The 14,142-nt window shown below is 61.3% G+C and carries 16 protein-coding genes and 5 pseudogenes; 8 read left to right on the top strand and 13 right to left on the bottom strand.

The window, feature by feature from the left end:
- The first annotated feature begins 56 nt into the window (after positions 1–56).
- Together IVA81_RS20045 and IVA81_RS20050 are read left to right on the top strand one after the other, a co-directional pair.
- A complete protein-coding gene (locus IVA81_RS20045; protein WP_247321151.1) occupies positions 57–779 on the top strand; it encodes a Crp/Fnr family transcriptional regulator in 723 nt (240 codons plus the stop codon).
- Positions 780–842: 63 nt separating this feature from the next.
- Entirely contained in the window at positions 843–1,076 is a 234-nt protein-coding gene (locus IVA81_RS20050) for a hypothetical protein (protein ID WP_247321153.1), read from the top strand.
- A 1,006-nt stretch (positions 1,077–2,082) separates the two neighbouring features.
- Here the strand turns inward: IVA81_RS20050 and IVA81_RS20055 are convergent.
- Both IVA81_RS20055 and IVA81_RS20060 read right to left on the bottom strand, forming a co-directional pair.
- On the bottom strand, positions 2,083–2,322 hold the full coding sequence (locus tag IVA81_RS20055) for a hypothetical protein (RefSeq protein WP_028154345.1): 240 nt from the start codon (positions 2,320–2,322) through the stop codon (positions 2,083–2,085).
- A 303-nt stretch (positions 2,323–2,625) separates the two neighbouring features.
- Positions 2,626–2,742: pseudogene (locus tag IVA81_RS20060) on the bottom strand (cold-shock protein); the annotation flags it as partial.
- Here IVA81_RS20060 and IVA81_RS20065 point away from each other — a divergent pair.
- Positions 2,733–2,939, top strand: a pseudogene (locus tag IVA81_RS20065) (ABC transporter permease); the annotation flags it as partial. The pseudogenes IVA81_RS20060 and IVA81_RS20065 overlap by 10 nt on opposite strands.
- A gap of 106 nt (positions 2,940–3,045) precedes the next feature.
- A pseudogene (locus tag IVA81_RS20070) lies at positions 3,046–3,150 on the top strand (metal-sensing transcriptional repressor); the annotation flags it as partial.
- Positions 3,151–3,152: 2 nt separating this feature from the next.
- On the opposite strand, the pseudogene IVA81_RS20075 reads toward IVA81_RS20070, so the two are convergent.
- Positions 3,153–3,656, bottom strand: a pseudogene (locus IVA81_RS20075) (chromosome partitioning protein ParB); the annotation flags it as partial.
- Positions 3,657–4,858: 1,202 nt separating this feature from the next.
- Between IVA81_RS20075 and IVA81_RS20080 the strand changes: the two are divergent.
- The 3 genes from IVA81_RS20080 to IVA81_RS20090 are packed head-to-tail and all read left to right on the top strand — an operon-like array spanning position 4,859 to position 5,874.
- A complete protein-coding gene (locus tag IVA81_RS20080) occupies positions 4,859–5,137 on the top strand; it encodes a hypothetical protein (protein ID WP_247321154.1) in 279 nt (92 codons plus the stop codon).
- On the top strand, positions 5,134–5,430 hold the full coding sequence (locus IVA81_RS20085) for a hypothetical protein (RefSeq protein WP_247321155.1): 297 nt from the start codon (positions 5,134–5,136) through the stop codon (positions 5,428–5,430). Before IVA81_RS20080 ends, IVA81_RS20085 begins: the two co-directional genes overlap by 4 nt.
- 30 nt (positions 5,431–5,460) lie before the next feature.
- Positions 5,461–5,874: a tyrosine-type recombinase/integrase gene (locus IVA81_RS20090; RefSeq protein ID WP_247321156.1), complete on the top strand. Its 414-nt coding sequence runs from the start codon at positions 5,461–5,463 to the stop codon at positions 5,872–5,874.
- A gap of 99 nt (positions 5,875–5,973) precedes the next feature.
- Here the strand turns inward: IVA81_RS20090 and IVA81_RS20095 are convergent, their stop codons facing one another.
- The gene (locus tag IVA81_RS20095) at positions 5,974–6,300 is read right to left on the bottom strand and encodes a hypothetical protein (protein WP_247321157.1); all 327 of its coding nucleotides are present in this window, start codon (positions 6,298–6,300) and stop codon (positions 5,974–5,976) included.
- Between IVA81_RS20095 and IVA81_RS20100 the strand changes: the two genes are divergently transcribed.
- Positions 6,271–6,618, top strand: coding sequence for a helix-turn-helix domain-containing protein (locus IVA81_RS20100; RefSeq protein WP_247321158.1), 348 nt, complete (start codon positions 6,271–6,273; stop codon positions 6,616–6,618). The genes IVA81_RS20095 and IVA81_RS20100 overlap by 30 nt on opposite strands.
- Here IVA81_RS20100 and IVA81_RS20105 read toward each other — a convergent pair.
- The 9 genes and pseudogenes from IVA81_RS20105 to IVA81_RS20145 form a co-directional block, all read right to left on the bottom strand.
- Complete coding sequence (locus IVA81_RS20105) at positions 6,602–7,432, bottom strand: sugar phosphate isomerase/epimerase family protein (protein WP_247321159.1); 831 nt, start codon at positions 7,430–7,432, stop codon at positions 6,602–6,604. The two genes, IVA81_RS20100 and IVA81_RS20105, sit on opposite strands and share 17 nt — an antisense overlap.
- Complete coding sequence (locus IVA81_RS20110) at positions 7,429–8,349, bottom strand: SDR family oxidoreductase (protein WP_247321173.1); 921 nt, start codon at positions 8,347–8,349, stop codon at positions 7,429–7,431. The genes IVA81_RS20105 and IVA81_RS20110 overlap by 4 nt, the downstream gene beginning before the upstream one ends.
- Positions 8,343–9,209 (bottom strand): IclR family transcriptional regulator, encoded by an 867-nt coding sequence (locus tag IVA81_RS20115; RefSeq protein WP_247321160.1) that lies wholly within the window; start codon positions 9,207–9,209, stop codon positions 8,343–8,345. The genes IVA81_RS20110 and IVA81_RS20115 overlap by 7 nt, the downstream gene beginning before the upstream one ends.
- A gap of 82 nt (positions 9,210–9,291) precedes the next feature.
- Positions 9,292–10,197: pseudogene (locus tag IVA81_RS20120) on the bottom strand (Gfo/Idh/MocA family oxidoreductase); the annotation flags it as partial.
- A complete protein-coding gene (locus IVA81_RS20125; RefSeq protein ID WP_247321161.1) occupies positions 10,079–10,567 on the bottom strand; it encodes a relaxase/mobilization nuclease domain-containing protein in 489 nt (162 codons plus the stop codon). The pseudogene IVA81_RS20120 and the gene IVA81_RS20125, both read right to left, overlap by 119 nt.
- 49 nt (positions 10,568–10,616) lie before the next feature.
- Positions 10,617–11,492 carry a MobC family plasmid mobilization relaxosome protein gene (locus tag IVA81_RS20130; RefSeq protein WP_247321163.1) on the bottom strand — a complete coding sequence of 292 codons (876 nt, stop codon included), beginning with the start codon at positions 11,490–11,492 and terminating at the stop codon, positions 10,617–10,619.
- A 422-nt stretch (positions 11,493–11,914) separates the two neighbouring features.
- Positions 11,915–12,088, bottom strand: coding sequence for a hypothetical protein (locus tag IVA81_RS20135; RefSeq protein WP_247321165.1), 174 nt, complete (start codon positions 12,086–12,088; stop codon positions 11,915–11,917).
- A 65-nt stretch (positions 12,089–12,153) separates the two neighbouring features.
- Positions 12,154–12,888, bottom strand: a complete 735-nt coding sequence (locus IVA81_RS20140) for a ParB/RepB/Spo0J family partition protein (RefSeq protein WP_247321166.1) — start codon at positions 12,886–12,888, stop codon at positions 12,154–12,156.
- Positions 12,878–13,639, bottom strand: coding sequence for a ParA family protein (locus IVA81_RS20145; RefSeq protein ID WP_247321168.1), 762 nt, complete (start codon positions 13,637–13,639; stop codon positions 12,878–12,880). The genes IVA81_RS20140 and IVA81_RS20145 overlap by 11 nt, the downstream gene beginning before the upstream one ends.
- Positions 13,640–14,142: the final 503 nt, after the last annotated feature.

Raw genomic sequence — 14,142 nt, forward strand, 5'->3', positions numbered from 1 at the left:
CGTCGGTGGCTGAGAGACGCATTGGGCTCCCGCCTGCATCACACAGGGAGCATACAATGCCGCACCAAAGGCTAATATCGCGCCTACAGGCGGTTGGCGGCCTATCTGAACAAGATCAGACCAGGCTCACGCGCCTGCCATACAAGGTGAAATCGCTGGCAGATGGCGAATACGTGCTGCGCCAGGGCGACGAACCTCGTAGCTGCATTATCGTGATGAGCGGCCTCCTATCTCGGCAAAGAGTGGTGAACGCTCGAACTCAGATATCCTCGTTCTACATAGCTGGAGATATGCCCGATTTGCCTACCCTGCATTTGCCAGTGGCGGATTGTGATCTTTGCACTGTGGGCAGTTCGACGATAGCCGCTGTGCCCCATTCAGCACTCCGAGACATGATGAAGGAATCTCCAGGACTTACGCACGCTTTTTGGCGCGAGACGCTAATACACGCTGCCATCTATCGCGAATGGGTTGAGAATCTTGGATCGCGCCAGGCGCTCGGTAGAGTCGCGCATCTTCTTTGCGAGCTTACCACCCGCATGGAATTCGTTGGGCTGGCGGACGACGGCAGCTTCCGACTTCCGCTCACGCAGCAAGATGTCGCCGATGCATGTGGGCTTTCGGTAGTTCACGTGAACAGGACCATCCAGGAACTCAGGCGTGAGGGCCTCATTGAATGGCAAAACCACACCGTGACTCTGCTCCGCGCAAAGGAACTGCGCGATGTAGCCGAGTTCAGTCCTGAATATCTTCATGAGCTGAACCCGCGCGAAGGATGAAAGATCAGCAAAGGCGGCTTGGATTTTTAGGAACGTCGGCGCGGCGACTGATTTAGGCCCTGCATGCCGCGCTTTCATTTCGATTATCATGAAGCGGAACGCGTCACTCTCGACGAGGTCGGCCAGGAACTGCAGACTGCTGATGTAGCCCGCAGGATGGCCATGGTTGCCTTAGGCGAGGCTGTGCGCGATTTTACCCATGCTGCTCGTCCGGGCAGCATCGCGATTGTGGTTAGGAAGGACGCCGGCATTCTCTTGAGAGTCCGTGCCGTCATTGAGCAGATTGAAAGCTGGTGATCTTCGCAACCGCCTCGCTTGGCTCATCTTCGGTGTCGTCTGTTGGCCCGTAGGGAAAGATGGAGGCGACGTTCAGCACGACCGTAGTCGGGGCCAGACCGGACATCGCGCGCTCGCGGCCAAACCGACCTCGTTGGTCGTTTGCCTCTCACAGCGTTCAAAGTTCGGTGGTGAGACTGTCCTGTTTTCCAGCGCGACGGCGTGGCGGTCCTTGTAGGTTCCCAAGCGCCCGATCAGATAATGGGTGGCCTTTCGGAACCTCTCGCGCAAGCGGCCATCGCCTCTTATATTGTCGTGGGTGGATCGGTGGAGATATGTCAGACCGGCGAGAGCTCTATCGGAGCCCGAATGGCGACACATTGTTCATCGCTCGCGAGCCGGCAACCAGTCATGCTTTCATCATCCACCAGCCCAATGCCCCCTCTGGTGGTCGCCTATCTCATGTCGAGTTGGGTGAGTTCTTGCGTCACGGAAGGGGCCCGAACAGCAAGCATTGTTGCGATTGATCGGAACGCTGGTCGAGGTACCGGCTTTTGCATAGCAGGGCAGGCGCTGGCCGACACGAACGCTCGAACTTTACGAGTCTGAGCGTCATATCGACATTTCGCGCGCCTTTGTCAGAGCTCGTGCCTTTGAGGTGGCTTTTCACGTGGCGCTCTCAGGACCTTTTCGCAATCGATCAACCGATGAAGGTCACTGAAGGTACGACAGCTGATCTTCCGTAACGACTCGCTCGATCCTCTCGGACTTGCATTTGATGCGGTACCTAACTCGTCCATCGGACTCGATGGGCATATGCTGTACAATGGTGTAAATCACTGGCCGTTCAGTTCCGGTCCGTCCTTGTGGGCCTTGGGGTTGGTGGCGAACGTCTTCATTGAGCTCATACGCATAGGACATATGTTTACCTTACGGTTGGTGCTGCTCCAGCAGCGCTGGAATGAATCGCTGTTGCTTCCGGATCCTGACGCGCTCATGTGCGGACCATTTCTGCCTGGTCGGTTCGCTAATCCTCGAGTATGGATTTTGTAGCGTCGAATATCTGTTCCGCTGTGCCCTTGATGGTGCCCTTCGCCCACGCTTGAAACACGGCGACGTAAGCGTTCCTGTAAGCCTCTTCATCTGCAGAAAAGTAGACTTCGTCTGTGGCGGTATCCAAGACGAGCGCTCCTTTATCGATGCAGATTTCCTCGACTAAGACCAGTCGCTCTTCCTGCTCGGCTAGATGCCGCTTTACAATGCTCATTTGATCTCCTGCTTTGCGGCTAACCTTACCACGTTTGTCGAATTGCACGCCGCTTAGAGCGATTGAATAGGCGGCATCAGGCCGAGGAAGCGAGCGTGGCAACAGGAAATAATCCCCGGCAGCGCGGTACCCCTACAGAACATCGCCGGCAGTTTAATCGAACAGAGAAACCGACGAGCTTGCTTATGAATCGCTTTGACGGGTTCAATAAAAACCCCGTTCCCAATAATTTGGGAATCGGGCATGACCACAAGCTCTGCCAGTACATCCGTGGCGAGAGCGACAGGTTTGTCGTGCTCTTACTTAAGCAGCAGCACGAAGATTTTCGGCGGCGGACTTGCCCGTACGACGGTCTGCGACGACGTCATAAGACACCGTCTGACCTTCGCTGAGAGCGCCCATGCCGGCGCGTTTCCTTGCCGGGGATGATGACTGGCCAGATTCTTGCGGGCGTCGAACCGGTTGATGCGGTAAAATATCAACTGCTAATCATGTTCCTGATCGCTGGCGGCACTGGTTTAGGGACGCTGGCCGCCGTCCTGGGCGGCGCTCATCTGCTGACCGATCATCGACATCGGTTACGTCTCGATCGAATTTCCGCCGAAAATTCCACCTGAAAGATTCGACGGCCGGAACTCTGGGCGCGTCGCGCTGCGGCGATCTGGCCCCACGCAGGGCTTGGCCGGGCTTTCAGGGTATATCCCCTCCAGGGGGATAGGACTCATTTCATGGCACAGCATCCACGAAAGCCATCCGGAGATCGTCAAACGGCTGAAGCGCGCCGAGGGCCACCTGCGAAGGGTCATCGGGATGTTCGACGATGGCCGCTCCGTGACCCGGCCGAGATAACTCCGCACCGTCGGCCGCCAATATCCGGTCATATCGAGGGTCACCGCCTCGGCCAAACGGGTGGCCGCCGCTAACGCGCGGGGCCTCAAGTCAAACGGCAGTTTGACCGCATTGACCCTCAATGCCGTGCAATGCGCGAACAGCGCCATGCGGCTATCGTGATCGAGTTCGGCCATGAATTCCCATAGCTTCGCGACGTGTCGCGGCATCTGCCTCGCCCAATTGGCATGGCGATCTGACCACGCTTTCCCAGCCGGAGTGTCCTCGATTCCGGCCGCATGCGTGGCCAAATCCATCTTGACGGGTTGAATGCCGACCACATGGGCATTGGCCGCGATATAGAAGATTTGCGCGGCGAGCGCACGCGTGACCGCCACGATGGCAACGTCCGGCTGCTCACTCAGATTGAGACGCAGCCCCAAGGTGCGATGCGCGGTGAGGTCACGAATGAGCGTATCGGAAAGCTTCTGCTCCTCGTCTTCCTCCCCGTTTTCTGCGTCCTCCCGATCACCATCGCGCGTGGCTCGATCGTCCCCTTCATCCCCCTCATCCGGTGCCGGAGCGTCGCCGTCCTGCGTGCCGACATGATCATTCTTCCTTTGCTTCCATGGGTGCAAGGCGCACCACGCGCCTGCACCCATGCCCGTCAGCGAGACCGGGGGTAGCAAGTGCCAGGGCGACCCGAGTGGAGGGGGATCGCCCGCCCGCGAGGGCCGCTCGCAAGAGCGGGTCTGCACGGGCGTCTGTCAGCGAGAAGGTGATGTCCGTTCAAAAGCACGGAAGACCGGGGAGACCGCTCGGGGCGGCGCCGGCGTCAGCCGGCGCTTTACCCTGGCGCGCGCGAGGGGCGGAGCCCATTAGATCTCGAGCGTCAGAAAATTGAGCAAGTCAGCGCAGGCCAAAACGAGATATCGAAACAAGAGCAAGAGTGAGAAAATCAAAAGAGCACCCGAAAGAGGGTCAGCATAGCGCCGACGCGAAAGCGGCGGGACCCGGGACCGAGTGCAGTCGCGAGACCGGTTAACAAGGCACCCGAATGCGGGACAGTGATAGCGACGCCGGCATGCAATGCCGGCGGGGCCCGCGAGCGAGTGCCTCCGGCGAGCGACACATATATGTGCTTGCGCGAGGGATCGAAGCCGAATGGCCGAGACGCGACGCGGCTCGGTTCACGAGAGCTCGCTGTGGCGACAGCCGCACGCGCGCTTAAATCAAAATCAATAGGACAGCGGAAGGGTAAGCTGATCCAAATTGCCACCTTCGGCCTTCAAAGGATTTCCTCACATCTCAAGACAATGTGAGCCGCATGATCGAGCTTGATTCTTCTTGCGCGATCGCATTCCTGCAAGGCGGCAGCTTGATCTCCATGCCGCGCCCAGCCGACGAAAGTGCGATCTTCCAATTGCCTTGGCGTGGTGCTGTCGCGAGTGGATAGTTCTGATGGATTCTGTTCGGAGCAGTATTGGCCAGCGCCTAGTGTCGCGTGACCAGGCTGCCTCATATTGTGGTCTGTCCGTTAGCACTTTCTCGAAGTGGGTAAAGATCGGAAGATTGCCCTCTGCTCTTTCCGGCACATCGCGATGGGACTTGAAAGCGGTTGATCTCGCGTTAGACTCGCTGAGCGGATTGCCCAGTACTCACACTTCCGACGTTGCGACATCTGCCCTGGACGAGTGGAGAGCGAAGCGTGCGCGTCAATCTCAAAGGCATCCATAAAGTAAAGGTAACGCTCTCAAGCGGCGAACCAAAGACGTACTATTACGCCTATCGTGGCGGCCCCCAGATCAAAGCAGAACCGGGTACGCCTGACTTCGTCCAGCAATACCAAGAGGCGCATTCGAATCTACGGCAGCCCCGCGCCGGCACCTTCATGTCAATCATCGCGCGATACGAGGCGGCACCGGAATTTACCAGGATCGCCGCGTCCACCCGCCGTGACTGCTTGAGGTATATCAAGGGTAGATGAATTCGGTGACCTGCCGATTACAGCCCTCGCCGATCGCAGAATTCGCGGCGACTTCAAGAGCTGGCGACAAATACGCCGACACTCCACGCAAAGCTGATCTTGCCTGGACGGTGCTAGCGCGTATTCTGTCTTTCGCGAAAGAACGCGGCATCATCACCAACAATCCCTGCGAGCGCGGAGGTCGGCTCTACGTCGCAGACCGCCGAGACAAGATCTGGACCGAACAGGACATTGCCGCAGTTCTGTCGGTTGCGTCCGACGAGATCAGGCTAGCCCTGATTTTGGCCTTATAGAGCGGTCAGCGACAAGGCGACCTTTTGCGCTTGCCTCGGTCAGCCTACGAGAGCCCTCACATTCGCCTTCGTCAGTCCAAAGGCGGGCGGCGCGTGGTGATGCCTGCTGGCACTCCCTTGAGAACTTTGCTCGACACCACGCAACGTCGGGGACCTCTTATCCTGACGAACACGCTCGGCCGGCCCTGGACTTCCGATGGCTTTCGAACATCGTGGGCAAAGGCATGCGAGCGGGCAGGCGTCAGCGGCCTTACATTTCACGATCTGAGGGGCACTGCGGTGGTTCGGCTTGCGATTGCTGGCGCCAGTGTGCCGCAGATCGCGGCCGTGACCGGCCACTCGTTGAAGGACGTCGAGGCCATTCTCGATGCGCACTATCTTGGTCGCGACATTCAGCTTGCAGAGGCTGCGGTGCTCAAGCTCGAAGCGAGAACAAGACTGTAAAATGACCTGTAAAATGAGGTCACCCTACCTACCAAGCCATAGCCTAAGTGCTTGATTTGTTTGGTGGGCGCACCAGGGCTCGAACCTGGGACCCGCTGATTAAGAGTTCAAGATCATCCCTTCGCTGCAATTTCCAAACGCACGCCGCGCTACGATGATGAAGCCGAACTCATCGACGGCTTTCGAGCCGCCGCGCGCTTTCTCCCGCAACAGATCGGCGACGACATCGATCTGATCGGCCTGTTCGCCTCGCTCGAGCATGAATTCGTCTGGTCGGCCCCGGGCCGCCGCAGCGCCATCAAGGCCTATCTGCAATTGCTCGCCGTCGCCGTGCGCCGGCTGCTGGAGCAGGAGCGCACCCGTCCCGTCGCCTTCGCGCGCGACGGGGAGACCGTGATGCGGTTTCGCGAGCTGGTCGAGAAGCACTACCGCAAGCATCCGCCCCTCGACTTCTACGCGCGCGAGCTGGGCGTGACGACGGCGCGCCTCAATGCCTGCTGCCGCATCACGACCGGCAAGCCGTCGCTGGCGCTGGTGAATGAGCGCCTGCTCACTGAAGCGAAGCGCAACCTCCTCTATTCCGACATGAGCGTGGACGAGATCGGTGCCACGCTCGGCTACGAGGACCCCGCCTATTTCAACCGCTTCTTCTCGCGCAAGATCGGGCTATCCCCCGGCCGTTTTCGCGAGAGTCTGCTGCCGAGCGAAAAGCGCGCCACGGTTTCGGTCAGGAACCGAGCGTGAAGGCCAGTCCCTGCCCCTTCAGCGCGGCAACGCCCGCATTGAGATCGTCAAGCGGCCGGTCCGACAGGATTTCGAGAACGATCGCGCCGGCATAGGCCCGCTGCCGCAGCAGTCTCGCGATTGCGGCAAAGTCGATCTCACCCGCGCCGATCGGATCGTGCCGCCACTGACCCTTCGGGCTGTCTGACAGATGGACGATGCCGAGCCGCGACCATAGGGTCTTCAGCCCCTCGACCGGATCCTCGCCGATCGCAAAGGCGTTGGCGACATCGTAGATCACTGGCATGTCACCATAGCCTTCGGCGTCGAGGAAACGCGCGATATCGGTGGCGCTGGCAAGAAGCCCCTGTGGATGGCTTTCCAGGATGATCGGAATGCCGGCGCGTTGCGCCTTATCATGGATGCGGGCAAAGGCTGCGCGAAAGCTCGTCATCAGGCGGTCGTTGGCCCTGGCGAGTAGTGCATGCCGGCGCCCGGAGCCGACGCAGATCCAGCGAGCCCCGACTTCGGCGGCCCGATCGATGGCAGCCGCATAGGCGTCCACGGCGAAATCGACCACATGCGGCGCCGGGCTTGCGAGATTGATGTCGCTGCTGGCGAGATCGAGCGCCAGGAGCGACAGGCCATGACGCTCGATGACGGCGCGGATCCGCCGCGTTCGCGCGGCGTCCTGCTGCCAGGGATCGAAATGCGGCGGCGTCCCCATCAACTGAATGGTGCGATAGCCGGCGGCGGCGAGCCGTTCGACGGCTTCTTCGGCCGCGCAGTCCCAGGCGAAGCCGAAGGTGTGAGCGCCAAGCACCGGAAGCGTCATGGAGTCGTCCGATAGAGTTCGATGGTGCGGCGAATGCCGTCGCGCAACGAGGTGGCGGGCAGATCAGGAAATACGTGCCGCAGGCCTCCCTCGCCGATGTCCTCGGCGAACGGGAGCACCGGCCCATCGATAGTGATCTTCGCATCGGGGACAACTGCGCGTACGGCCTCGACGATATCGTTATTCGACGCCACCACACCGGGCAAATTGAAGACATGCGCACCATGGGGCTCGCGGTGCAGGGCTGCCTCATAGGCGGCGACCACGTCATCGACAAACACGAGGCCTGCGGTGCTGACATAGGGAAGCACATAGCTCTCGCCCCGTGCCGCCGCTCGGCAGGCGAGCGAGGGACCCGCGGTCAGTCCGGTTTCGCGGCCAAAGCCGTAGACGATGTAAGGCCGGAAGCCGACGCTGGCGATGCCGTGATCCCCCCAGTAAGCGCGCGCGCTGCCCTCGCACGCCAGCTTGAACGCGCCATAATGCGTGACCGGACGCGGCGCCGTATCGTCGTCAGGGCCGTAGACACCGGCGCTTGAGGTGTACACGATGCGCCGGATGCCGAGCGAATGCGCGGCGTTGAAGACGTTCAGCGTCCCGACCAGGTTGATCATCGCACCGCGCACCGGATCGTCCTTGCACGCCGGCGTCAGGACGCCCGCGAGATGAACAATCGCATCGCAACCTTCCGCGGCGGCCCGCACAGCTTGTGCATCGGCGATATCACCGATGGACCATTGCACCGACGCTGCGGCAGGTCCGACGATCCCGTTGAACTGCGCCGCACGCGCGACCGGCTCGAATACGCGAAGCCGATGCCCGCTCTCGGTGAGACGGCGCGCCAGCCACGCGCCGATAAAGCCACCACCACCGTGATGAGAATCCGCATCGTAGTTAAAGCCCGCGTTGTTCAGGATGCATTCGTGTCGAAGAAGCTGCCGTGAGGCCGCCCGCCCTGAAGGCCGGGCGAGGCGAGCGTCGCCATCGAGAGCTCTTGCGCGGTCTGCAAAAGTGCCGGCGCAAGCTCGAGCATCCGCTCCTCGGTCAGGCGGATATGGGGACCGGCGATCACCACCGCTCCGGTCACCTCCCTGGCCTTGGGATGGCGGATCGGCGCTGCCGCCGCGCTCATCCAGGGCGTATAGGTCTGCATGCAGAGGCTGACCCGGCGCTTGCGGGTCTGGCGCAGATATTTTTGCAACGCCGGCCAGCTCTCCGGCGCGCGCGGGCCGTAGTCCTTGCGCAACCCATAGCCCTGCTTCTCGACGAGCGCCTTCGCCTCCTCTTCCGTGAGGCAGGACAACCAGGCGTGACCGCTCGCCGAGCAGGACAGCCGGCCGACCTGCCCCATGTCCGGGTCGTATCGGAGGCCGGCCGGCGAGCCCTGCGCCTTGGCGACCCAGACCAGTTCGCGTCCGTCGATCATCGCGAGACGCACCAGCTCGCCGCTCTCGCGCGCGAGGCGATCGAGCAGCGGCTGGGCGAAGTCGGTGATGCCGCTGCCGGCGAGGAAGGTGAAGGCGAGCGAGGCAATCTTGGCCGTGAGCTGATAGGCGCCCTGCTCGCGCTCTTGCTTGACGTAGCCGTGCTCGATCAGGCTCGTAAGCACGCGGTGCGTGGCGCTGCGCGGGATGTGCAGGGAATCGGCAATTTCGAACAGCAGCAGGCCATGGGCGTTGGTCGCGAGCAGCTCGAGCACGCCGAGGGTGCGCTCCAGTAGGCCGCTCGGCGCCTCGACGGACTCCGAATTCTTCAGCATCAGGGCACCCTGAATCACAATTCATCTCCTGATCAGGCCGCACTATCTGACCGGTTTTGGCGGCTTTGTGAACAGCCATTGTGGCCCGTAGGGTCAGCGCGCCGTCGCGCGCGGTAATTAGCGGCGATTCCTCGCCGCGAACCACCCGCGCCAGATGGTCGAGCTGCGCGCGGTAGGGATCGCCGCGTTCGAACCTCACGCTGTCGCACGTGATCGGGACAAACCAGCTCTTGCCGGACGTATAATGCCAATGCTCGAGCGTCGGCAGCGTGAGCGAACCTTCGGTGCCGCTCAGGAAATGAGTCTGCACCGCCATCGGCTGCGGCGGATAGTTCGGGCTCTCGCCGCTGGCGAGATCCCAACTCCAGGGCGCCGCCGCAGTGTCGCTGAGGTTCAGCGTCACCAGCGCGCCATTGACCAGGCGGAGCAGGACGGCAGCGCTGTCCTCGACGGCAAAGCCGCGCACCGCGTTGGATGCGATCGCCTGAACCGACACGATCTCGCCGCACACATGGCGGATCAAGTCGATCTCGTGAATGAGGTTGATGAGCACCGGCCCGCCGCCGGCCTCGCGCCGCCATGCCGTCTCGAAATAGTCGGCAGGCTTGTAGAAGGTCGCGAGCACCGTTGCGTTGGTCAGGCGGCCGAGCGCGCCCTCGGCAATCATCGCCCGCGCCCGCCGGATGATCGGATTGTGCCGTCGATGATGCCCGACCAGGACGGGCACCTTCGCGCACTTCGACGCGGCCGCGATCGCCGCGGCGTCGGGGAGCGTACTCGCGATCGGTTTCTCGACCAGCGGCACGATGCCGCGCTCGATGCATGCGATGGCGAGCTCGCGGTGGGTCGCATTCGGGGTGGCGATGATCGCTGCCTCCGGCTTCACCTCACGCAAGAGATCGAGAGGGTCGGCGTACCAGCGCACGCCGAGGCTCTCCGCATAAGCCTTTCCTGCGGTTGCAGGTTCGGCGATCGCCGCGAGCGCGCAAGTGTCCGACCGGCGCATCGTCTCGACGTGAGCCCGCCCGATTTGCGAGCCGATCGACGTCGGGCGTGATCTTTCGCTTGCGCATAGCGAGGACCGCGGCGCGGTCGGCCTTTCGAACTCGTCCGCGGGTTCGCCGCGGCGTAGCCTCCGCCGCGATCCCGCGAAGCCGGAGTTCGCCAGCAAACCGTTCCCGCCAGGCCTGAAGATCCGCCTTACGCGGGTTGAGGCGCTTGCCGTCATGGGCCAGCGACCGAACGCTGAGGTGCACGTGGGGATGCTTATCGTCGAGATGCTGGACGAAGACGTAGTCGTGATTGCCCTCGAACGTCTCGATGGCAAATGCCCGGACTGAATCCTTGACTGCGACGGCGTCGGTGCCAGCCGGCATCGGCAGGATGATGTTGACCGAAAGCGATGCATCACGCCGGCGTTTGTCGTCAAGACCGGCAATCGTCCTCCCAGCGTTGCTGCAGATCTTTCAATCCGGAACGACCCGCCAACGTCGCGCCCTGCTCTGTCTCCGCGTCGAGCTCGCCGTTTCGCGTGATGTAGGCAAGGTGCGACTTAAGATGAGCCACGCTCTTGGTGCGACCGGTGATCTTGACCATCACCTCTGGTGCTCGGCGCAAGATGCGTTCGAGCTTTGCACGCATCGCCGGCGTCAGGCGGCCGGGGCGGCCGGATCGGGGATATCCCACTCGGCCCGCCGAGGGCGCCGATTGGGCGTTTCCCAGACATACGAGATCGGCGAAAGTTCGGGGGCCAAGTCGCCCGGCCGAGGGGAGGAGCGCCGACTCATCGCCGCCCATCCCAATAATCGGCTTGCCAATCAGCGCATTGCGTAGTTGCGCGAGCTCTTTTTCGATGACCAATTTGGCTTCTTGAATTGTGGACAGATCGAGCTCAACCGCCCTGCCCTGCAGCACGCTGGTGTTTGCGGCGCGCGCGATCTGGTTGATGTTGCCGCCGATCCGGTTGAGTTCGCGAACGAAAGCACGAAGCGCGGCATGCTCGTCTGGTGAATGCTGCACTGGCGATCCCAATCGTGAGCGCACCAAGGCGACGATCCAGCCGGTTCGGGTCATGCCACGCTGATGAGAGACTTCCGCGAGCTGCCGCATCTCGCTCTCGCGAAATCGCACCGTCACCTTCTCCGGCCGTCCGACCGGCAACGCCAAGATGCGCGGCGCTGGCGCAGCTAGGGCATCAGCAATGAGACGCCGCAGCAGGGCAGATTTGCCGCCCTGAGTCGCGGCAAGAACTGAGAGTTCCGCCGCGACTTCGTCGGGGACGCGAAGCGAGATCAGAGCCATGCACTCCAATCCCAATCGCGATGTAATACATCGCTGGCGCGAAGCCTATCCTGCACTAGAAAGCGCGAATCCTTCCCCCTCCATGTTGGTTCAAACCAACGGACGTCGGCATTCAAAGCTCGGCAGTTGCTGCAGGCGAGATCCAACCCAGCCGGCGATCGATGCGGAGAATTCCTCTTGGAATGACGCAGCCGTCGCCCCTAATCCTTGTACTCCACGAACGCCGCGTGTGCAGATCGGCAACATCGGCACCGAATATGTGGACCGCGGCTTTCCAGCAGCCTCCGGCCTCTCTACAGCGCTGTGGGGGGCGCGTTCGGCCTCCGGCTGCTGCGCTAACGCGCCATCCTTCGGATGGGAAATCCGCTCCACCGGCGCACCAACTGCAGCAGTGTTTCTGAGGAGGCTGTCTAAGACCAGCTTCATGCGAACATGATCTCTTCGATTGTGATGGTCGATGCTGGAACCTCTTCCGCCTCTTCTGCACCATCAACCAGCAGCACTGCATGTCGAGAGCCTTGAGACGCGAGCCGATCGACCAGAAGACAGCCCGTGCGATTTTGGTGACGCACTCTGATCGTCAGTGACGGGCTCATTCGCGCGTTCCGAGCGACCAAAGATTTGGAGGATTTTTCCGCGATCGCCGTTACACGGTCTGTCTCTATGGGTCGCAATGCCGCTTGCGGTGCGACCGGGCTTCGCGGTGGTTGATCTCCAGGGGCCCTTGGCCGTCAGCAGGAGAATCGGCGGAGCGAACTTTGCGAGCCAGTTGACGGGCGTGGGCGTCGGTGAAGCTCTCCTGTGCTGCGCATAAAGTCTCGATGGCATTGGGTTGCTCACGCCAAGCTTGGTAGAGTTCATACACAGCACGGATTGAGGAGCCGGCAAGCTTCGATCGGAGGAACTCCGGCATGCTCTGGACCGACGCGTAGCGAGACACCCAGTCCCTCGGCTTGCCGAGCTTGCGCGGGATGTCGGCCTGGTTATCACCCTGCTCCAAGCGACCCGCAATGAACGCCGCAATTTCGGGGGCATTGAGGTCATCGCGCTGGATATTCTCGATCATCTGAACATAACGATCCGCAGAACCAACGGCATGAATGAAAGCCGGGATGTCGCGTAGCCCGGCGCGCTTCGCAGCACGATACCGCCTCGCACCCATGACGATCACGTACCGGCCTTGCTCGGTCGCTTGCCGCAGCACGATCGGTTGCAGCACGCCATGCTGACGGACCGATTCCGCAAGTTCCTCGAGCTTCTGTTCGTCGAAGCTGCGACGAGGCTGGTCCGGATCTTCGTCAATACGGTCGATGGCGATGCAATTCGGTTGTCCGATTGTGGCGGCACCATCTTCAGCGGCGTCGATGAGCTGCTTAAAGCTGAGATCAAGCGCCATGTGCCGGCTCGTCCATTTGCGCGACGATCTTGGCGAGAACCTCGCGGATTTCCCGACCAGCCTCCTGCGCAGAGCGGCGCTTCAGCTTCCAGACCGGCAGTCGTTCGGCGACGGCCTCAGCGTAGCCGTCCCTTGCAACGATCTGGCCCGGGAACACATATTTGCCCGCCTCGCGCAAGAGTTGCTCAAGATGGGTCCTTTGACGGGGCGATTTCGTGTTGAAGTTCGAGGGCAGCAACCCGAGGAACTTCGTATCCTGGCGGCCATAGCGCCTCTGCACGCCGATCACGGTCTGCATCAGGCCTTTGACGCCCTTGATCGAATAGTCCTCCAGATAAATAGGGGCCAGCACATGCGACGCCGCAACCAAACAGCCGACACTGCGCAGTCCCAGTGATGGAGGCGTATCGATTACGCAGGCGTCGAACTGATCCGACGCGATAGCGAGGTTCGCTTGCAGAGTGGTTATGGCGGCCGCATTGCTGCGATCGAGATCCGTCAGCGAGCTATCGGCCGACGCGAGCGTCAGGCCTTCGTCTTCCCGAGGCACGACCCGCATCCCCGGCTTGAACAGATCGGCGGCTAACGTTGAACCGGCGTAGTGCCTCAACGTATCCGACGCGTTGCTCTGCGCATCAACGTCGATCACGAGAACGCGGAGATCCGCTTCCGCCATGAACCAGGCCAAGTGCACGGCAAGCGTCGTCTTGCCGACCCCACCCTTTTGATTGTTGATGACAATGGTCTTCATCTTAAGGTCCGAAATGGATTTAACGGCGCGGGCGGCATTTCCTCGTCCAATCATGTCGTGGCGGATGTTGGTTTGAACCAACAGCGATCGCGAATCCGATCCCGGAATTCATTCAGCGAATCCCCTGCCAGAAGTGGCAGGTCAGCCCATAGCCATCGAGGGAAATTCTGGGACGCGAGACTGGGATTGGGCTCGTTGCTGGGCGACACGGTCGCGAGAGGATCGTCACGCGAAGGCGCGGAGACCGCTTGTAGGCTCCGGGAGCGTCGCCGCGGCGGCGCGAGTAGAACCGTCCCCGAAGGCGCTCGCCCAAGCAGGCAAGGCTCTAAGAGCCGCAGGAAGCTTTAATTTCAGAGCTAATCTCTTGCGAGCGTCTGTTTGTGATCAGGACTGGCGCAATTGCAAGCTAGTCACGTGAATCTAAAGTTCGCCACATAAAGTCTGTTGAGCTTTGTGGCAGAAGCGTTTGACGGAAGCCAAAATCTGATCGGCTGACTTGGTCC

The organism is Bradyrhizobium sp. 141, assembly GCF_023074055.1.
Lineage (GTDB): Bacteria > Pseudomonadota > Alphaproteobacteria > Rhizobiales > Xanthobacteraceae > Bradyrhizobium.